A 19769-nucleotide genomic window follows, 5' to 3' on the forward strand; every position below is an offset into this window, starting at 1 on the left:
CAGCTCCTTTTGTTTATCGATTGCGATTTTTAACCCGCTGATTGGCGGCATTTGCACGGGCCATTGCTTCCAAATCAGCTCCATCTGCCATTTCTTTTGAGAATTCTACGTCAATACCATCTGATTTCATGTTTTTCGGTACTTGCGGAAGAGAAGCTTTATTTTTATCACGAGTTTTATGTCCATGTGAACGACCCATACAGAAAAACCCCTTTCCATTTAAGCATCGAGCGAAAACCCGCTCATTACTAGCATTCGCAAATGGAATAGGGGGCATGAATGGAAATATTAGTTTAGAGCTTTGTTTTTCTGTCGTGGTAACCGGCTGCACGGTCAGCCATTTTAAAATCCCGCTGGTATGCCACCTCTTGTGCACTCGTTAATGAATATTTTCCCCGATTCCTGTCTTTTTTCCGATCACCCATGATCCTCATTCCTTTCGTCCTTATATATGTATTCACATCCATTTTTGCCTTTTAAAACCTAAATAATACATTCATTTATGGTAAAGTAATAGGGAGGTGAGAGAATTGGCCATTATTACAAAAATCACCACTCAGACGAAAAACACAGAGCGTTTCAACATTTTTACGGATGACGGCTCAGGTGAAAGGTTTGCCTTCAGTGTCGATAGTGATACATTGATTAAATATCAGCTAAAAAAAGGCATGGAGCTTGATGATTTTTCTTTAATGGAAATCCAGTATCACGACGACATCCGCAAAACCTATAACGCAGCGGTTCAGTACCTGGCTAGACGAATGAGGTCTGAAAAAGAAATTAGGAATTATCTGAAACAAAAAGAAGCTGATGAATCAATCATCGATGAAGTCATTCATAAATTAGCCGAACAAAACTATCTCAATGATAAAGAATTTGCTTTTGCATTTGTCCGGACCCAGATAAACACAACGGATAAAGGCCCGGATGTCATTAGCCGTGAATTGAAGGAAAAAGGAATTTCTGCGGAGATCACGGGCGAGGCGCTTAATGAATATCCTCGTGAGCAGCAGATTGAAAAAGCAAGTAAAATCACGAGCAAGTTCCTTCATAAAACAACAAAAGAATCATGGAAAGTTCAAAAGCAGAAGCTTGAACAATTGCTGCTGAGAAAAGGCTATTCTTACGAAGACATTCAACTTGTCATACAAGAACATGAAGGAGAAAAAGAAGACGAAGCCGAACTCGAAGCCATCCGATTTCAAGGGGCAAAACTACAGCATAAATTTTACAAATATGATGGATTTGAGTATGAGCAAAGAATGAAACAGGCATTATACCGAAAAGGATTTTCCATTGATTTGATTGAAAGATATCTTGGAGAAAAAGAAAATAAAGAGTGAGAATACTGGTTATAGCAATTGGAACAGGAACACGTTATATAGAAAGAATCATCTGTAAGGGGATTTCTTCTGACGGTAAAAAGGGCAGAAAAATGATACCATCCCTCTCATATATATTACTTTATTAATTGAGCAAAAGTCACTATACTAAAATAAAGAGAAGTGTAGGAGTGAATGTAATGCAGCAAGAAAAACGATACAGCCAGATGACGGAACATGAATTACGGCAAGAAATCGCCGGGCTGCAGGAAAAAGCGAGGAAAGCGGAGCAATTGGGAATGGTGAACGAGTTTGCGGTACTGGAAAGAAAAGTACAAATGGCCCGTGCCTATCTCGCCAATCCGGAAGAATATAAACCGGGAGAAATTTATGAGATTGAAGGGGCGCCAGGCGAATATTTCAAAATTGAATATTTGAACGGTGTATTTGCCTGGGGCTATCGGACTAAAGGGGATGGAAAAGAAGAAGCATTGCCGATCTCTATGTTAAAACGACTGAAATAAAACGCCCGGCACAAAACCGGGCGCTCGAAGTTATTTCCAAACCTGTGGTGACTCATCGTCACGCTGACCAGAGGCGCGCATCCTCTCCTGAGGGTGGGTATTGATGGTACCATTGGCTCTTCTTGAAGCATATTCAGCTTTAGCCCGAGGTTCTCCCTCTAGCTTATTGTTGTTCTGGTTTGGAAAATTACGTGCTTTGTTTCTCATGTGATACCTCCAAAAAAGGGAATGAGAAAGCGTGAAAAGCAAAGACATTTTGCGGCAATGCTCATCACGTGATGTTAGTATTGGCGCTTTTACATATGCTTATGATTTAAAAAAATGGCAATGAGGTGTACATTTTGAAAGATTACCATGAAAGACTAACAAAGCGGTTGCTGGAAAAAAATGATCATATCTCCTATTACCAAGCCCGGACATTAGTTGAACTTCTATGGGAAGATTTTGAAACGACATATGCAAAAGCAGGGCGGGAATACCAAGGCAGTGAAATAACTGAAAAAGTAGTCAGACAATGGATTGAAAATTACGGGGAAACCCTGCACGAATTTGCCGAAGCAAACCCCAAATATAAGCAGTATTTGGATCAGGCAAAATATACTTTGCATTAAAATAAATTGACCGATTAACACCAAAAGCGGCGACTTAAGTCACCGCTTTTAATTCGGAATAATGCTTAATTTCTTTCGTAGTTTTTTCTCACTGTACACCCAGCCGGTATACGAGCTGATTGGTTTTAAATTTTTATCTAACCGCACAACAGCAACGAATGGATAGTGGCCATTGCTGCGGTAACGCAAATCAATAAATCGGACCTCGTAAAAATCATCGTATTCATCGACTTCCCAGCGATAGACGGGTGAAAAAGAAAGAAAGGCAGATAGGTTTTTGTCCTTTTTCGCTGCTTTAATCACGGGTGTTTCCGGAACAGGCACCCTAATAAACCGGTCCAAAATTTCCACTCGATCCTTCATGGCCCTTCCGACAAAGAATTGCGTTTCATTCATCGCAGCAATTCGCCAGCGATGAAATTTCATCGTTGGGGCAATAATAATTTCCGCGGCATCGGGAATGATTTTTTTTACTTCGGTTAAAACCCTTTGCCTTGCCTTAAACCGAATGAAATAGTAGGCAATCACAACTAAATACATAAGCAAAAAAGTATACCCCGGCTGTGCTCCTAAAAGCCAGATGGCGATCCCAAGAACATGAATGATAAAAATAAATGGGTCAAATGTATTGATCCACCCAAGGGCAATCCATTTGGTTGAAAACGGTCTTAAGGCTTGCGTACCGTAAGCATTAAAAATATCAACAAATACATGGATAAAGACGGCTGCAAATGTCCAGGCCCATAAATGGAAGAGGCTGGCACCAGGAAAAAAGGGATAAATCAAGCCCGTAAGAAGGATAGGCCAAAAGATGACAGCAGGAATAGAGTGCGTCACTCCCCGATGATTGCGAATATAAATGGCGTTATTCTTTAGTTTTAAAACCGTATCAATATCCGGAATTTGCGATCCGGCAATCGTACCAATTAATACACTAACTTCGCTGGCATGGCTTGACGCGACCACTGGATCGAGCGTTGCCAAACCGCCAAGAGCGATCCCCATTACAACATGAGTTCCAGTATCCAACAGGAAAAATCCTCCTTTAATCTATTCTTGTCAAAATGAATCAATTGAATTATCGTAAACCTATTGCTTTTTATTATATTCCCTTATTTACGGTTGTTTACTTCTGGAGGACGAAAGATTATGTTAATTGAACTAAAAAATATCGAAAAAATCAATATAAACGCCTTTCAACATGATTTAATTTCCTGGTTTAAACGCGAGCAGCGTGATCTGCCATGGAGAAAAGACAGAGATCCTTATAAAATATGGGTGTCAGAAGTCATGTTGCAGCAAACGAGAGTAGATACTGTTATTCCTTATTTTAACAGGTTTATGGAATGGTTCCCAACCTTAGATGATTTAGCAGAGGCAGAAGAAGATCAAATTCTTAAAGCATGGGAAGGTCTAGGATATTATTCCCGGGTTCGGAATTTACAATCGGCAGTTAGAGAAGTAAAGGAAAAATATAATGGTGTGGTACCGAATTCTCCTAAAGAGATTTCAAGCCTTAAGGGAGTCGGTCCCTATACTGCTGGTGCTGTTTTAAGCATCGCTTACGGGATTCCGGAACCGGCGGTCGATGGTAATGTGATGCGTGTCATCTCGCGAATTTTGTCCATTTGGGAGGATATTGCAAGGCACGCGTCAAGGAAGATCTTTGAACAAGCGGTTCGCGAGCTGATCTCTCATGAAGATCCATCTTCATTTAATCAGGCCTTAATGGAACTGGGCGCGTTAATTTGTACGCCGGCTTCCCCTTCGTGCCTATTATGCCCAGTTCGCGACTACTGTCAAGCTTTTGAAGAGGGAGTTCAGAATCAACTGCCCATTAAATCGAAAAAAACGAAAACTCGTCATGTGGAACTGGCAGCTGTTCTTGCTTTGAATCATACAGGGAAAATGTTAATTCATAAACGTTCCCCAACCGGTCTTCTCGCAAACCTATGGGAATTCCCGAATGTGGAAATTCTTCATAAAGTTGACCATGGGCGGTACAAACTGGAGGAATTATATCAGCAAAATCTCGGTTTACAAATTCGATTGGAAAAAGCAATCGGGCAAATTGAACATGTTTTTTCCCACCTTGTCTGGAATATAAAAGTGTATACTGGAACAATCATAACAGAGATACAAGAAACCGAAGAATGGAAACTTGTTTCATTTGAAGAAATCAAAGAGTATGCTTTTCCGGTTCCATATCAAAAAATGTTTCAGTTATACTTAGAGAAAAAAGAATAAATTTGCCAAAATACGTTTTAGGAAAATAGGAAAAATCAATTGAAAACTTTCTTAAAGCAACTTAAAATAAAATTAAGATTTCTTTTTATTTAATAAAAACTATATTGGACCTTTAAATAGGTATATCGGTTCACTTAAATCTAACATTATGCATTAGCACAAGCCAAGATGAACTTTTCAAGTCTTGGCTTTTTGTGTAGCGATCTCAAGATGGGAAAGGAAAGAAGGATATGGCCAGTCCTGTTGAAGAACTTAAATATGAAAAAAGTCAATTATTGAAAAAGTACATAGAAGAATATTTGAATGGCAATGAAACATTGTTTCATGAAAACCAAGATGCCATTATGTTCATCGATTTAAATGGTCAAATTGTGAAAGTGAACCAAGCATTTATCAATCTTTCGAAATATAATTCCAAGGAAGTTTTGCAATTAAAACTCCAATCACTTTTCCCTTTAGAATGTTTGGAAAGGGTTTACCATTATTTTTATAAAGCTTCATTGGGGCAGTTTCAAAACTTTGATTGTTTCATGAGAGACAGAAATGGACAAATGATTGATTTAAATATAATGAATATTCCAATCAGTGTAGAAAATGAAATCATTGGTATTTTTTCTGTTGCCAAAGATATTACCGAATTAAAAAGGAAAAAAGCAGAAGTAAGGAAAATTGAAAATTACCATTGCATATTTACAGAAAATGTTTCGGATATTATCTTAAGCACCAATTTTATCGGGAATATATTGTACACTTCACCGTCATGCAAGTCTATTCTCGGCTTTACACCCGAAGAGCTAAACGGGCAGCATATTTCGATGTTACTTCATCGTGAGGATAAAGAGAAGTTCTTTTCAGATCGGGAGCATCTTTTAACTCGGCTTGAATCCACCAGAGGTTCCTATCGATTCTTGAAAAAAGACGGAAATTACATATGGATGGAGTCGCTTTGTAAACCAATTATGGATGATGGAAATATTATGGAAGTAGTAAGCGTCATCCGAGATATTACGGAACGGGTAAAAGTGGAAGAAGAGCTTTGGAATGGCAGAAATGCATTCTTTTCTTTAATTGAACATTCGCCTGATGCTGTCATAATCGCTAAAGATTACGAAATTATTTTTATTAATGAAACAGGGGTAAACTTGGTTGGAGCTGCAAAACGTGAAGACATCATTTCAAAATCTTTATTCGATTTCATCCACCCTGATTATCTTCCACTTGCCGAAAAAAGACTAAAAGAAATCATAAACGGTGGACCCTCTGAATTTGCATTTTATAAACTTGTTTTATTGGATGGAACGATTATGGAGGCAGAGATTAAAGCAATTCCAATTCATTTTCAAGAGAAGACAGCCCTCCATATTATTGTTCGAGATATAACAGAGAAGAAAAAAACACAACAACTGATTCTAAATTCCGAGAAGCTATCGCTTGCAGGGCGGCTGGCGGCCGGAATTGCCCATGAAGTACGCAACCCGCTCACCGCCATCAAAGGCTTTTTAAAACTATTAGGAGCGGAACTGAATAACCACGCATACCTGGAAATAATAAAGTCAGAGATGGATCGAATTGAATCGATCCTAACCGAGTTATTAGTCCTTGCCAAACCGCAAGACCTTAAATTAGAAAAAGAAAACATCAGCACATTAATTGAAGAGGTAAAGACGCTGATCGATACGCAGGCCATCTTAAATAGTATTGAAATAGAAATTGTCAATGATGATCCGAATTTAACTATTTTATGTGACAAAAGCCAGTTGAAACAAGTGTTTATTAATTTTTTAAAGAATGCGATTGAAGCCATGCCAGAAGGCGGAACAGTAACCATTGAAGTCAAAAGGTCAGATGTTCATAAGGTGAGTATATTGATCAAAGATATTGGCGTTGGCATCCCGCAGCCTATTCTTAAACGAATTGGAGAGCCTTTCTTTACTACAAAAGAAAATGGAACCGGATTAGGGATCATGATTTCAAAGCAAATCATTGAAAATCATAATGGCAGTGTCCATTTTTACAGTAATGAAAATGGGACCATCATCGAGGTTAGATTGCCTGTAACCGAAGGATTTTAGCAGGAGCCTTATTTATTCATCGCTAAGTCTTTCCTGTCAGGTGCCGATGGAGGCTGCTCTGCCCAGTTGTTTGTAATCATAATATGAAAGCCGTCTTCCATGTAATTAGCCATTTCAACGAGCAATCTTGAATAATGCACGCCTAAATCCTTTCGATGGCAAGTGGCGATTGCTGTCCCATAGGAGCTAATAGTTGTTGAACCAAAAAGAGCTTTATGAAACATCATAAGCCGTTCTGAAAATGGAGAAATTGTGGAATTGGTCACTTCCGCTTCTTCAGATTTAGGTGTCGGAAGATTGTTTATGGTTAATAATGCTTCAAAAATTTCAATATGTTTTCGATAAATTTCTACACCCCTCCATAAAAACTTTTTCACTTCATCAGATTTCGCTATCTGGGCAAATGCCATGGTAATGGTTTTACTTAGTTGAATTTTTTTCAGATTCCAATATAGATTACTGACTTCAATACAGTCTAAAGGCCTCTTTCCTCCAAGCAAACCTTCCATAAACCCTTGCTGTTTAATAAATTCAACTTGATCGGAAGGATAAATGAAAGGAGGCCGTGAAACAATTCCTTTTTCTAATAGCAGATCCAATGTTTTATTATATAAATCCATCGTTTCATTTTGACATTGTGTAAAATAATCCCGTAATTCCCTCCGCATACTGGTCGATACAGCCGCAGCATATCCCATCATACCATTAATGCTCATCAGATAAGTGTAAAGTCAGACATAATTCATCTGAAAACAGACGGGGAGCGGATAAATTGACATCAGCTTCTGTAAAACCGCGAGGAATTGGAAACTTTTCTTCAGTGAAATATTGTTTGATCTTCGTTATATGGCCTTGTGCCAGCTGTAAAGAATATTCCAAAATGGGACGGATCGAAACATCCTCCACAATTTTCAGCATATACTTGTAAACACAAACCACCATCGTATCATTTTGATATTGTGACCAAATATTAGCGATCTCTGGTGCAGTAAGCCTTACTTGATGCGGCACTGATGACTCGTAAGAACTGTTTGTAGTCATTTGCTTTATTCCTCCAAATGCAAAATACATTTTTATTATGTACATTCCTGCTGTTTTCATGATGGATCGCCTTAAAGGTTATCTGAAAAAAATTAAAAAAGGGTTAAAACTCCTTCAACATGTAAATGAAGGACAAACCGGGATCACGCGGCAAGAAAACAGTCCTTCATCAGGTGAATGAAGGACAAACCCGAGCTGCACGGAAGAAAATAGTCTTTCATTGGGTGAATGAAGGACAAACCCGGATGGCGCCGGCAAGAAAACAGTCCTTCATCGGGTGAATGAAGGACAAACCCGAGCTGCACCGGAAGAAAATAGTCTTTCATTGGGTGAATGAAGGACAAACCCGGATGGCGCCGCAAGAAAACGGTCCTTCATCGGGTGAATGAAAGACAAACCCAGATGGCACCGGCAAGAAAACAGTCCTTCATTAGGTGAATGAAGGACAAACCCGAGCTGCACCGGAAGAAAATAGTCTTTCATTGGATGAATGAAGGACAAACCCAGATGGCGCCGGCAAGAAAACAGTCCTTCATCAGGTGAATGAAGGACAAACATGTTGCGTGTGTTGGGGAAGACCTTCTTCATTAGATAGATAAAAAGTCCCTAATAAATCTGTCCCTCACCACGTTCTAAATTTTTACTCTATCCAGATTCTTCTTCCTACAGTTTACTCATTCCACCTCTATATTTAATTTCCTCAATGATTTCCCGATGGATCGTCTGTCCTTCACTATTTAAATAGGGGGCCATTTGCTGCAGTGAGTGATGAAAAAATTTAAGTTCCTCATCTTTCCAGCCTTTAATAGACATCATTGAAAGTTCGGTCATATCTCTTCCAGTATACATTTTCATCATCCTTTCAAAGAAACTCTTGCCTTTATTGTTGTATATAAATTGTCTTCTATTCATGTTCACGCTAAAATGATAGGTACGCACTACTAAAGTAAAGGAAGGAAATTAATATATGACAGAAAAGATAGCATTAGTAACCGGCTCTAGCCGCGGGATTGGCAAGGCAACAGCTATTAGGCTGGCACAAGAGGGATATGATATTGTTATCAATTATGCCCGCAGCAAAAAAGGCGCCTTGGAAACAGCTGAACAAATTGAGGCGTTAGGAAGAAAAGCATTCATTGTCAAAGCCAATGTTGGTGACGTTAGTAAAATAAAAGATATGTTTTCCCAAATTGAACAGCAATTTGGCCGCCTCGATGTGTTTGTGAATAATGCAGCTTCAGGTGTTCAAAGACCCTTAATGGAGCTTGAAGAATCTCATTGGGACTGGACATTAAACATCAACAGCAAGGCGCTTTTATTCTGCGCACAGGAAGCTGCCAAGCTGATGGAAAGAAACGGAGGGGGCAAAATTGTCAGCATCAGCTCACTCGGGTCCATCCGTTATTTGAAAAACTATACAGCTGTTGGTGTTTCTAAAGCGGCATTAGAAGCATTGACACGGTATTTAGCCGTTGAACTTGCACCGAAAAATATTGTTGTTAATGCGGTTTCCGGCGGCGCCGTTGATACTGAGGCACTGAAACATTTTCCAAATCGTGAAGAACTGCTTCAAGAAGCAGCAGAAAAAACACCTGCAGGAAGAATGGTAGAAATTGAAGACATGGTAAACAGCATTATGTTCCTGATTTCTGATCAGTCAAACATGATTAGAGGCCAGACGATTATTGTGGATGGAGGAATTTCGTTATTAGTATAGGGCTATTTTTCCTGGATAATCTCCATCGAGCAAGGACACATTATACTCGTGGAGGTGATAACAATGGCTAAATTCAATCAACAGCCAAACAAAACTTCTGCTGGAACTAACATCCAGGAAGTAAGACAACAAAACGCTCAATCTTCTGCTGCGGGCGCAGCTGGTTCTTTCGGAACTGAATTCGCAAGTGAAACGAATGCAGCCGAAGTAAGACAGCAAAACGCCCAATCTGCTCGTGCTAAAACAGCTGGAGCAGGAGCTGGTGCAGCAGCTGGTTCTTTCGGAACTGAATTTGCAAGTGAAACGAATGCGGCTGAAGTAAGACAGCAAAATGCTCAATCTGCCCGTGCTAAAACAGCTGGAGCAGGAGCTGGCGCAGCTGGTTCTTTCGGAACTGAATTTGCAAGCGAAACAAATGCAGCTGAAGTAAGAAAGCAAAACCAACAATCTCAAGCTCGCAAAAACCAAGGCCAATTTGGTCAAAGCTAATTCATATACTTAGAAAAGAAGGTACTCTATTCAGTTAGAGTGCCTTCTTTTCTTTATCAAGGATTCGACAAAACTTCTTAAAGGAAATTTATATTTTTTCAAGAATACATATTACGTACTACTAATAAGGCGGTGGAGGAGATGGATCATTTTAACCAATTAGTTTCCGAACAAATGGCTACAATGGAAAAGTTATTAAACCTGCAGGCGGAGCTTGAACGCTGCCAGGAGATTGAAAATGAATTATTAGCATTAAAAAATGAAACGGAAATCGAAAGCATTCAAGCTGAAATCCAGCAAATGAGAAAAGAATTGAAAGAGATCCAACTCATTTTTGAAAAGCAGACAGAAGAGGTCATCAATTCCTATCGGGAAATGAACCTGACTCACTCTATATAAAAAATTCATAAATTTTGACTAGAGCCGGTTAATTCTGGCTCTTTTGTTTTAAATTCCGTTCTTAACCGTTATAATAATAGAAAATAGGAATTTTCTTTGTTTCCTTGTTCGTATACAGTAGGTTGCAAAGCGTTCGAAAATGAAGGTAGGGGAGAAAATGGGCGTTCCCATGGAAGGTGAACCAATCCAAATACATAGCTATAAACACAATGGGCACATCCACCGCGTCTGGGAGGAAACGACCGTATTAAAAGGATCGCAGAACTTGGTAATTGGAGGGAATGACCGGACTCTCGTAACAGAATCGGATGGACGGACATGGATTACACGTGAGCCGGCGATTTGTTATTTCCATTCGCAATACTGGTTCAATGTGATTGGCATGATCCGGGAAGACGGGATTTATTATTATTGCAATATCAGTTCGCCATTTATTTTTGACGGTGAAGCACTGAAGTATATTGATTATGATCTTGACATAAAAGTGTTTCCTGATATGACATTTCATTTGCTTGATGAGGACGAGTACGAACGGCATCGCCGGGAAATGAACTATCCGGATGTGATTGATCAAATTTTAAAGCGCAATGTCGATAAACTGATTCAATGGATTAGACAGCGAAGCGGACCGTTTGCCCCGGATTTTATTGATATTTGGTACGAACGGTACTTAACCTATAGACGTTAGTTTGGTAGAAAAGGCGATGCCAATATTGCCTCAGCTTTCCTTATGGAACTGAACAATTTACATAGGCAAAATGACAAACAAAAACCGAAGCGGATCAAGAGCCGCTTCGGTTTTCCTCTTCAATCGATACTTCATTTTGATGGTAAGAATGGAAGCTGGTAATCAATATATCAAGATGCTCGATTTGTTCACTGTAATCAATAATGGAGGCGACAATCTGCATCGTATGAAATAAATGTGGATTATTTTCACCAACAAATTCCCGTTGATGCACTAAAAATAAATCAAATAATTCCTTTTTATTTAAGCAAATCCCTGTCTCGCTGCTTGCCGGCGGAATCGGCACTTTTCCGATGAACCTGAGCATCAGCTGTTCGTGATGATAAATGAAACAATCCAATTGTTCCTGAACCGATTGCTTGAAATTTTCCGGAAGTTGCAGCATTTCATTTTCAAAACGGTGCAGCCTTTTTAATGTATCAAGTGCCTTTCTTGCCGTCACAATCATTTGTCGATAAACGACCAACTTGCGTGATTTTTCCAATTTGGCTTTTTTAAAATAACTGCGTTCTTCTTTATATAAAGAATAAAATTGTTCCATTGTATGAATGTTTTCTTTTAACGTATGAATATCTGTTTTAAGCTGATGGTGATCGTAATCATGCCGGATACTTAAACGCAGCCATCTGATAATTTCTTCGACGGTATCTGCTATTTGAAAATAAAGCTTTTTTTCATATTTTGGCGGCATAAATACGAGATTCACAATAAATGCTGAAAAAACTCCCAGCATAATCGTAGAAAAACGAATTTCGGCAAATTGAATAAAATTGCCACCTGGCGTTTCCATAATTGAAATCATTGTAACAAGGGAAAGACCAATCGTTTTATCCAGTTTCAACTTTAGGTTAATGATAATGACAACGATCGCGGCAAGGCCAATGACAATAAAGTGATTTCCAATAAGAAGAACAAAAATGACAGCAAATAATGCACCAATGATGTTCCCCTGAATTTGTTCAATAATTGTTAAATACGACCGGTAAATAGTCGGCTGAATCAAAATCGCCGCAATCGCCGCAAAAACCGGCGATGGAGAGTGAACTAACTTCGCTAAATATAGTGATAAAACAATTGCTATTCCCGTTTTCAAAATGCGGGCGCCTAACCTCATTTTAGAAAGATTCCTTTCAAATATAATAAAGTATCATACATGGATTAAAATATTTAATCAAGAAAAAATATATGATGATTTTTTTGTTGAAGTATAATTATATTTTTCTGAAAAATAATTCAGGGGTTTATTTGCGAATCCAAATGAGCAAAACAAAACGTCCGCATAAATGAACGGACGTTTTGTCATCTTATTCAGTTGAGACAGCTGGATCAGCTTGTTCTTTCACTGGTGAAATTTCAGCAAAGTGTTTTTCCGGATTAGTCAGGAGTTTGCGAAGTTCGTTTGCTTCCTCTGCCTGACTGTTTTCTTCTAGTAAATTACAATAGGTTGTCAGTAGTTCACTTACATCCTGTTTGCCTTTTTCGGATAGTTCAATGACAGATACTTTTGCTCCTTTGGCGATTCGTCTTTGGATCGCTTCTTTTGTAAGACCCATTTCCGGCTGCAGGCGGGTGTAGACAACACCACCGGTCATACCGGCACAAATCCATGGGCCCGGGTCGCCGAGCACGAGGCCGCGGCCGTTTGTCATATATTCAAAGGCGAATCCTTTGATATTGGCATTGTTACCAATGTTTCCATATTCTTTTTCCGGAATTGGCTTTTTCAATTGGCCGCCTATGATTAAATCTGCACCGGAAAGACGGATCCCGGCCCGGGCATCAGCATTGCCCTGGGCCACAAGCAAGCCTTTTTGTGCCCCATAGCCAAAGCCTTTTCCAACTGAGCCGTTAATAAACACTCCATTTTTCCCTTTTGCTTTCAGTACATGAATATTCCCGCCGAATGATGTTTTTCCAACACCGTCTTGGCCGCCGCCATTTACTGTAATTTCGATGCCTTCACTGTTATAAGCACCTAAGCCGTTTCCTGGGATGGAACCTTCCTTATATTTGAGCTGAACAGGTTTCAGCTGCTTATAAGAACCGTCAAGACGGCCGCGGACACGATGGCAGGAAACCCGGCTGCCAAGCACGCGCTGTTCCGATGTGACGTTGACAAACTCTCTTGACGTGTGCAGCTGTTCAACACTTGCATCCAGATATTCTGCACCGGCCGCCACTTGCATTTGAACTTCCGAGAATTCTTTCACCACTTGAGATTTTGATAATTGGCTGATTTCAAGCGGCTTCAGCAAGTGACAAAGGTTCAGCTGATTATGACCTTTGATTTGCTCTAATAAGTCAGAACGGCCGACAGCATCCTGCAGGTTTTGAATTCCGGCAGAAGCAGCGAGTGCTTTTAATTCATTGCCGAATGCTGTGAATAGATTCATAATGCCTTGTACGGCTTTATCGAATTGTCTTGGGACAAATCTTCTTAATCCGTGCTCTTTTGCCTGTGCCTCTGATTCAATTTGTGTAGCAATACCGACATGACATGTATCTAAATGGCAGCCACGACAGGTGGTACAGCCGATGGATAGCATCGCCAATGTGCCAAATCCGATGCGGTTTGCCCCAAGAAGCATAACTTTAAGAACATCCATTGCGCTCTTCATGCCCCCGTCAGCCCAAAGCTCGACTTTATGGCGCAGACCGCTTTCGAGAAGTGCATTGTGGGCTGCTTTTACGCCGATTTCAACCGGAAGACCGACATGCTGCAGGGCATGGATTCTTGCAGCACCTGTTCCGCCGTCAAAGCCGCTTAGCGTAATAATATCGGCGCCCGCTTTGGCAATTCCGACTGCGATCGTGCCAATATTCGGAACAACGGGAACTTTAACTGCAATTTTTGCTTGATCGTTTGCTGTTTTTAATTCGAGAATCATTTGTGCAAGATCTTCAATTGAGTAAATATCATGATTGTTAGACGGTGAAATCAAATCGGAGCCAAGGGTAGCATTACGAGCTGCGGCTACTTTGGCCGTTACTTTTGAACCAGGGAGATGTCCACCTTCGCCAGGTTTTGCCCCTTGACCGATTTTGATTTCTAACAAATTCGATGAGTTCAACAGTTCAGCATTTACACCAAAGCGGCCGGAAGCAATTTGCTGTCCGCGTGTTTTCGGATATTTGCCGAGCATATCCTTAATTTCGCCGCCTTCACCATTAAGGCTTACCATATTCAAGCGATCAGCCCCTTCAGCGTAAGCTCTGAAGGCTATTTCGTTTTGTGAACCGAATGACATTGATGAAATGACAAATGGCAGATCATGATCCCCGACACGGATATCAACGTCTTCTGGTGATACAGGTTTGCTGCTTTGTTTTACTTGCAATAAATGACGAATCGTTGTCGGATTCTCAGCTTCCTGTTCGGTTATCTTTTCACGATATGCGCTATAGTCGCCTGTAGCTGCTACATCGCCGATTACTTTCCAAATCCTCGGGAAGAGGTGGAATGTTTTGCCAAGGCGCTCTTTTTCATTATGGTAGTCGACAGCTCTTTGCAGTGAATCTTCTTTCATGGCGGCAAAATCAGTTTTGATTTCATTTGAGCCGAAGAAGTTCACAATATTTAAGACTTCCGCGATTTGGTCGTGCAGTCCGATGCTCGAGAATAGGCGGCCGTAACCGCGCAGTTCATGAATGCCGATTGTTGAAATGACTTTTTCAAGTCCCTTTGTCAGCGCGCTATAAAGGTTTTCAAGCGGTTTAGTGGTTTCACCAAGAACCGTTAAGAACATGTAATATGGACTGATTAAATCGGCACCTAAGCCAAAAATGGTAATAATGTCATGCAGGGAGCGGATCGCTGCCGAACGTACCAGTAGGGAACAGTTTCTTCTTAATTCCTTCTTTACGAGCGCTTGATCGACGGCAGAAGTAATCAGATGCGGGTCAATCCAATAGTAATCTTCTTGATGTGCTTTTGCATCATCCATCACAAGCAGTGTTTTTCCGGATTTGACGGCCTGAACTGCTTCATTTGTCAGTCTTTCAAGTGCTTGCTCAAGCGTTTCGTCCTTATAAAACACAGTAGAAATAAAGGCTGCCAATTTATTATCTTGATAATGCTTAACAACCTGGTCAAAGCTTGGCTGCCCTAAGGTTCCTGCGCATTGGAAACCTGCTTTTCCTTCCAGTAGAATCGGTGTCGTCAGCTCAATCACTGTTTCCGGTTGTTCGTTTTTGAAAAGGTTAGGGCGTTTGCCAATAATGACACGCGTTGAGAAGTGCTCGGTTTCACGGTCACGGTCAATCGCGGGGTTTGTCACGACCGCCACGCTTTCTTTAATATAATCGGCGATATTTACTCTCTCTGGATTTAGGGCTGCAAGCGGTGCGTCATGCCCGAGGGAGCGGATCGGCTCCACACCTTTTTCCGCCATCTGCTCGATCAATTGAATATGATCGCGTTCCCAACCGAACGCCTTATACTGTCCGTTTTGGATTTTATCTGGATAATTCATCGTAACTGTTTTGGCGAACACAGTAGGCTTTAAGCGCAGCCTTGCGCCGTCCAATTGCAGCCGCTTGGAAAGACGCTTATAGACTTCATTTTGGTATTGGTCTTGTTCATAGACAGCTAATTGGTCGCCGTCCCATTTAAAGCCGACTTTTTCACCAGGAGCCAGCGGTTTTGGATCGTTTACATATTCCTTAACGGAAATGATTCCCGGTTCTGAGGAGAATAGATAGGAACTTTCAGTTTCCAGCATCCACACCGGTCTTAGCCCAAGGGCATCGACACTAAATACTGCTTCATCCCCGTAACGTGAAATGATTCCGGCAGGTCCCTGGGCAAAATGGCCCCATGCTTCTCTTAAATAAGTGTATAAATCTTGAAGGTGTTCTGGATAGGATTTAATTTCATTCACGATTGGCGGGAATAGGACATCCATCGCTTCAAATAAGGAGTAGCCTTCCCGGCAGATTAATGTTTCAATCGTCCGGCTTAAATCCTGTGAATCACTGCCGTCTTTAACGAGTGGAACACCGATCATTTTTGCTTCATCGCGCAGTTTGGCAATGGTATTGATTTCCCCGTTATGTCCCAGTACGCTAAATGGCTGTACCCTGAAAAAGCTTGAAAGCGTATTGGTGGAATAGCGGTTATGACCAAGGGTAATGGTGGAAGCTACGAGCGGGCTGGCTAGGTCTTGATAATACCTTGGCAGAATGTCTCCAGCACCCATTACTTTATACACGACATGATGTTGGCTTAAGGAAGCAACATGAACATTATCATTTGTTTCAAAATTGACTAACGCTTCGAACAGAATTTTCGTTAATTCTTGATCTTTCTTGTCTGAAACAACGGCAAACTGCCAAAAGACCGGATTTTCTTGAATGGCAATAGGACCAAGAGCGGAGGGGTCTGTCACATCGTTTGTTTCAAATACTACGTTTAGTGAAAATTTCTCGAGCTTTTCTAATAATTCTTGTTTAGTAGTTTCCCAGTCTGCTTTTTGGCTGATAAATATATGGCCGACAGCAAATTCTTCTTTTTCCGCAAGATTAGGGTCAAGCCCTTTTTGGCTTAGTTTTTCTTTCCAAAGCTCTCTTGGGATATCCATGTGGATCCCTACGCCGTCTCCCTCACCATTAATAAAACCTGCTCGATGGTTCATCGTTACAAGGGCGTTAATGCAGCTAAAGATATTTTTTCTCGTTGGGACTTTCGATTTTTCAAGGCAGGCAACAATTCCGCAAGCATCATGTTCCTGTTTATGGAAGTCTTTAAAAAAGGAAGGGGTCCAGTTTTTCGTCATGTTTTGTTGGGCTTCTTCAGTCAACCTTGGAAGCCGCTTCACCTCCTATAAAACTATTAGAATACTGTGTACGATAAGAAATACTTTAATGAGGTTTTTGATTAAAGAGAAGAAATCAAAAAATATAAATCAATAATATCATATGAATTTTCAGATATCAAATAAATATGCAGAAATTTGGATAAAAAAATTGGCCGCAAAGGAGTGGAGAACATTACTGTAACCGTTTTCAATAGGGTTGCAAAAATAAAAGGGAGTGATCATCACTCCCGAGTTTGCATAAAATTTGTATACTTATTCGTTTTTAAAGAGAAGAAAATGCGTTTCTTACGGCATGTAGGGTTGCTTCAACATCTTCTTCTGTATGGGCGATGGTTAAAAACCATGCTTCATATTTTGAAGGCGCTAGGTTGATCCCTTGATGGAGCATCAGTTTGAAGAATTTAGCGAAACGATCACCATCTGTGTTTTGCGCCTGCTCATAGTTTTCAACTTTTTCATTCGTAAAATAGACAGTCAGAGCTCCTTTTAAACGGTTAATCGAAATTTGGACGCCGAATTCTTTTGCTGCTGCTAAAATTCCTTCTTCGAGCATCGCGCCTAAATGGTCTAAATATTCATATATGCCAGGCTGTTTTAATACTTCTAAACAAGCGATACCTGCCAAGATAGACGCCGGATTTCCGGCCATTGTTCCCGCCTGATAAGCAGGGCCGAGCGGTGCAACCTTTTCCATAATGTCTTTACGGCCGCCATAAGCGCCAATCGGCAGACCGCCGCCGATGATTTTTCCCATCGCGGTTAAATCCGGCTTAATGCCAAGCAGATCTTGGGCACCGCCATACATAAAGCGGAAAGCAGTGATGACCTCATCATATATGATAAGTGCGCCTGCAGCATGGGTCAGTTCGTTTACTTGTTCAAGAAAACCGGGTTTCGGCTCTACAATCCCAAAGTTTCCAACAATTGGTTCAACCAGAACCGCTGCCACTTCAGGACCCCATTTTTCCAATGCTTCTTTAAATGGAGCAATCTCGTTAAACGGCACGGTAATTACTTCTTGGGCAATTGATTTTGGGACTCCTGCCGAATCCGGTGTACCAAGCGTTGAAGGACCGGATCCTGCGGCAACTAGGACAAGGTCGGAATGGCCGTGGTAGCAGCCGGCAAATTTAATAATTTTATCACGTCCGGTAAAGGCGCGGGCGACACGGATGGTCGTCATGACCGCTTCAGTACCGGAGTTGACAAAGCGGACTTTATCCAATGATGGAATGGCTTCCTTTAGCATTTTCGCAAATTTTACTTCATGCGGTGTCGGTGTCCCGTACAGCACACCGGTTTCGGCTGCCCGTTTGATCGCTTCCGTAATATGCGGATGAGCATGCCCGGTAATAATCGGTCCGTATGCGGCAAGATAGTCAATGTATTGGTTGCCGTCCACATCCCAGAAGTAGGCCCCTTGAGCGCGCTCCATCACAACTGGAGAACCCCCGCCGACTGCTTTATAAGAGCGGGAAGGGCTGTTTACCCCTCCGACAATATGTTCCAAAGCTTCCTTATGTAATCGTTCGGAATTCGCAAATTGCATGATGTTTCCCCCTTTAAATATGTCATTTCTTATTTTAGCACGTTTTTATTCTTAAGCCCTGAAATGTTTTTGTCCACACAAGCATAAAAATAAATTTGAGGTGGTTTGAATGTATTATTTTTTGCTGCCAATCGTCATTTTTTGTATTTTTATGAGCCTTAGAACTTTATTTTTACCGAACACAGTAAAAGGAAAATTGGTATCAATTGATAACTTCTTATATTTGGGAAATGTCTATTTGACGGTCATTCTGGGGTATGGACTTATTTATGCGATCTTTTACTTAATGGGGATGACGATTCTTGTCGAAGTAAATAAGAATCATCTGCATAATATGTTTGAAACAAGTTTTTATTTCAGCGCCATGATGTTGTTTTCCGTTGGCAATGGCGATGTCATTCCAGTTGGAATCGGCAGGTTTATTGCTGTTACGGAAGCGTTAATTGGCTATACACTGCCGGCGGCATTTGTTGCGAATGTAGTTTTCAGGCGGAAAAAATAATCTCGGAACGTGCAGGGAATTTGTGCTGCGGTGAAACTTTGGTTAAGCTATAAATAAGTATAAACTGTAAGGTGGGGATTAACGATGACAATTGAAATAGGAATGCAGGCACCTGATTTTACATTAGAGGCACATACAGGTGAAAAAGTAACCTTATCAGACTTAAAAGGGAAAAATGTTGTACTTTATTTTTATCCAAAGGATATGACTCCTGGATGTACGACGGAAGCTTGCGATTTCAGAGATCGTTTCGAGAATTTTTCAGAGTTGAATGCCGTGATCTTAGGTATAAGCCCTGACCCAGTAGAACGCCATCAGAAATTTGTTGAAAAGTACGGTCTTCCGTTTCTATTGCTGGCTGACACAGATCATAAGATCGCTAAAAGCTACGGTGTTTGGAAACTAAAGAAAAATTTCGGTAAAGAATACATGGGAATTGAAAGATCGACCTTTATTATCGATAAAGAAGGAAGAATCGTTAAAGAATGGAGAAAAGTCCAGGTCAAAGGACATGTAGAGGAAGCCTTGAACTATATTCGTGAAAATCTGTAAATTTTCAGCCTATTTTCGCAGGTTAAAGGCATTTGTCCATGCAATGGATACCGAGTTGAATACATTATATTAGGGCATACCTCCTCAGATAAAATTTTTGGTCCAGTTGTTGGACCTTTTTTTTGTATAAGGGTACTTTAGCGAGATAATTGGAACTTGAAACAGGGGAAACAAGTCGGG

At 40.7% G+C, this 19769-nt stretch carries 21 protein-coding genes; 11 read left to right on the forward strand and 10 right to left on the reverse strand.

Annotated elements, in window-relative coordinates:
- Positions 1 to 13: 13 nt before the first annotated feature.
- Together BFU02S_RS09020 and BFU02S_RS16355 are read right to left on the reverse strand one after the other, a co-directional pair.
- Positions 14 to 199 (reverse strand): YfhD family protein, encoded by a 186-nt coding sequence (locus tag BFU02S_RS09020; RefSeq protein ID WP_066369422.1) that lies wholly within the window; start codon positions 197 to 199, stop codon positions 14 to 16.
- Positions 200 to 293: 94 nt separating this feature from the next.
- The gene (locus BFU02S_RS16355; RefSeq protein WP_084361045.1) at positions 294 to 425 is read right to left on the reverse strand and encodes a YfhE family protein; all 132 of its coding nucleotides are present in this window, start codon (positions 423 to 425) and stop codon (positions 294 to 296) included.
- 105 nt (positions 426 to 530) lie between these two features.
- On the opposite strand from BFU02S_RS16355, the gene recX reads away from it, so the two are divergent.
- A complete protein-coding gene (gene recX, locus BFU02S_RS09025; RefSeq protein ID WP_066369430.1) occupies positions 531 to 1343 on the forward strand; it encodes a recombination regulator RecX in 813 nt (270 codons plus the stop codon).
- A gap of 179 nt (positions 1344 to 1522) precedes the next feature.
- The gene (locus tag BFU02S_RS09030) at positions 1523 to 1846 is read left to right on the forward strand and encodes a YfhH family protein (protein WP_066369441.1); all 324 of its coding nucleotides are present in this window, start codon (positions 1523 to 1525) and stop codon (positions 1844 to 1846) included.
- Between the two features lie 30 nt (positions 1847 to 1876).
- On the opposite strand, the gene BFU02S_RS09035 is transcribed toward BFU02S_RS09030, so the two are convergent.
- Positions 1877 to 2053 (reverse strand): small, acid-soluble spore protein K, encoded by a 177-nt coding sequence (locus tag BFU02S_RS09035; protein WP_066369449.1) that lies wholly within the window; start codon positions 2051 to 2053, stop codon positions 1877 to 1879.
- A gap of 134 nt (positions 2054 to 2187) precedes the next feature.
- Between BFU02S_RS09035 and BFU02S_RS09040 the strand changes: the two genes are divergently transcribed.
- Positions 2188 to 2457 carry a YfhJ family protein gene (locus BFU02S_RS09040; protein WP_066369451.1) on the forward strand — a complete coding sequence of 90 codons (270 nt, stop codon included), beginning with the start codon at positions 2188 to 2190 and terminating at the stop codon, positions 2455 to 2457.
- Between the two features lie 48 nt (positions 2458 to 2505).
- On the opposite strand, the gene BFU02S_RS09045 is transcribed toward BFU02S_RS09040, so the two are convergent.
- Positions 2506 to 3486, reverse strand: coding sequence for a metal-dependent hydrolase (locus tag BFU02S_RS09045; protein ID WP_066369453.1), 981 nt, complete (start codon positions 3484 to 3486; stop codon positions 2506 to 2508).
- 120 nt (positions 3487 to 3606) lie between these two features.
- On the opposite strand from BFU02S_RS09045, the gene mutY reads away from it, so the two are divergent.
- Both mutY and BFU02S_RS09055 read left to right on the forward strand, forming a co-directional pair.
- Positions 3607 to 4704, forward strand: a complete 1098-nt coding sequence (gene mutY / locus BFU02S_RS09050) for an A/G-specific adenine glycosylase (RefSeq protein ID WP_066369456.1) — start codon at positions 3607 to 3609, stop codon at positions 4702 to 4704.
- A 230-nt stretch (positions 4705 to 4934) separates the two neighbouring features.
- The gene (locus tag BFU02S_RS09055) at positions 4935 to 6776 is read left to right on the forward strand and encodes a PAS domain S-box protein (protein WP_066369457.1); all 1842 of its coding nucleotides are present in this window, start codon (positions 4935 to 4937) and stop codon (positions 6774 to 6776) included.
- An 8-nt stretch (positions 6777 to 6784) separates the two neighbouring features.
- Here BFU02S_RS09055 and BFU02S_RS09060 read toward each other — a convergent pair whose 3' ends face one another.
- From BFU02S_RS09060 to yfhS, 3 genes are all read right to left on the reverse strand, one after another.
- Positions 6785 to 7477, reverse strand: a complete 693-nt coding sequence (locus BFU02S_RS09060) for a DUF3231 family protein (protein ID WP_169797583.1) — start codon at positions 7475 to 7477, stop codon at positions 6785 to 6787.
- A gap of 4 nt (positions 7478 to 7481) precedes the next feature.
- On the reverse strand, positions 7482 to 7817 hold the full coding sequence (locus BFU02S_RS09065) for a DUF3231 family protein (protein WP_169797584.1): 336 nt from the start codon (positions 7815 to 7817) through the stop codon (positions 7482 to 7484).
- 663 nt (positions 7818 to 8480) lie between these two features.
- Positions 8481 to 8666, reverse strand: coding sequence for a mother cell protein YfhS (yfhS, locus tag BFU02S_RS09075; RefSeq protein ID WP_066369467.1), 186 nt, complete (start codon positions 8664 to 8666; stop codon positions 8481 to 8483).
- A gap of 118 nt (positions 8667 to 8784) precedes the next feature.
- On the opposite strand from yfhS, the gene fabL reads away from it, so the two are divergent.
- The 4 genes from fabL to ntdP all read left to right on the forward strand — a co-directional run bounded on the left by fabL (position 8785) and on the right by ntdP (position 11110).
- Positions 8785 to 9534 (forward strand): enoyl-[acyl-carrier-protein] reductase FabL, encoded by a 750-nt coding sequence (fabL, locus tag BFU02S_RS09080; RefSeq protein ID WP_066369468.1) that lies wholly within the window; start codon positions 8785 to 8787, stop codon positions 9532 to 9534.
- A 63-nt stretch (positions 9535 to 9597) separates the two neighbouring features.
- A complete protein-coding gene (locus BFU02S_RS09085; RefSeq protein ID WP_066369469.1) occupies positions 9598 to 10023 on the forward strand; it encodes a gamma-type small acid-soluble spore protein in 426 nt (141 codons plus the stop codon).
- A 141-nt stretch (positions 10024 to 10164) separates the two neighbouring features.
- The gene (locus tag BFU02S_RS09090; protein WP_066369470.1) at positions 10165 to 10422 is read left to right on the forward strand and encodes a YgaB family protein; all 258 of its coding nucleotides are present in this window, start codon (positions 10165 to 10167) and stop codon (positions 10420 to 10422) included.
- A 157-nt stretch (positions 10423 to 10579) separates the two neighbouring features.
- A complete protein-coding gene (ntdP, locus tag BFU02S_RS09095) occupies positions 10580 to 11110 on the forward strand; it encodes a nucleoside tri-diphosphate phosphatase (protein WP_066369473.1) in 531 nt (176 codons plus the stop codon).
- Positions 11111 to 11204: 94 nt separating this feature from the next.
- On the opposite strand, the gene BFU02S_RS09100 is transcribed toward ntdP, so the two are convergent.
- From BFU02S_RS09100 to BFU02S_RS09110, 3 genes are all read right to left on the reverse strand, one after another.
- Entirely contained in the window at positions 11205 to 12284 is a 1080-nt protein-coding gene (locus BFU02S_RS09100) for an FUSC family protein (RefSeq protein ID WP_066369476.1), read from the reverse strand.
- Between the two features lie 190 nt (positions 12285 to 12474).
- On the reverse strand, positions 12475 to 16944 hold the full coding sequence (locus BFU02S_RS09105) for a glutamate synthase-related protein (RefSeq protein ID WP_066369484.1): 4470 nt from the start codon (positions 16942 to 16944) through the stop codon (positions 12475 to 12477).
- A gap of 304 nt (positions 16945 to 17248) precedes the next feature.
- Positions 17249 to 18535 carry a glutamate-1-semialdehyde 2,1-aminomutase gene (locus tag BFU02S_RS09110; protein ID WP_157075887.1) on the reverse strand — a complete coding sequence of 429 codons (1287 nt, stop codon included), beginning with the start codon at positions 18533 to 18535 and terminating at the stop codon, positions 17249 to 17251.
- A 109-nt stretch (positions 18536 to 18644) separates the two neighbouring features.
- Here BFU02S_RS09110 and BFU02S_RS09115 point away from each other — a divergent pair, with 109 nt between their 5' ends.
- Positions 18645 to 19037 (forward strand): ion channel, encoded by a 393-nt coding sequence (locus tag BFU02S_RS09115; protein ID WP_066369479.1) that lies wholly within the window; start codon positions 18645 to 18647, stop codon positions 19035 to 19037.
- An 84-nt stretch (positions 19038 to 19121) separates the two neighbouring features.
- The gene (bcp, locus tag BFU02S_RS09120; protein WP_066369481.1) at positions 19122 to 19589 is read left to right on the forward strand and encodes a thioredoxin-dependent thiol peroxidase; all 468 of its coding nucleotides are present in this window, start codon (positions 19122 to 19124) and stop codon (positions 19587 to 19589) included.
- The last annotated feature ends 180 nt before the right edge of the window (positions 19590 to 19769 follow it).

This window comes from Neobacillus fumarioli NBRC 102428, assembly GCF_001591485.1.
GTDB classification, from domain to species: domain Bacteria; phylum Bacillota; class Bacilli; order Bacillales; family Cytobacillaceae; genus Neobacillus; species Neobacillus fumarioli.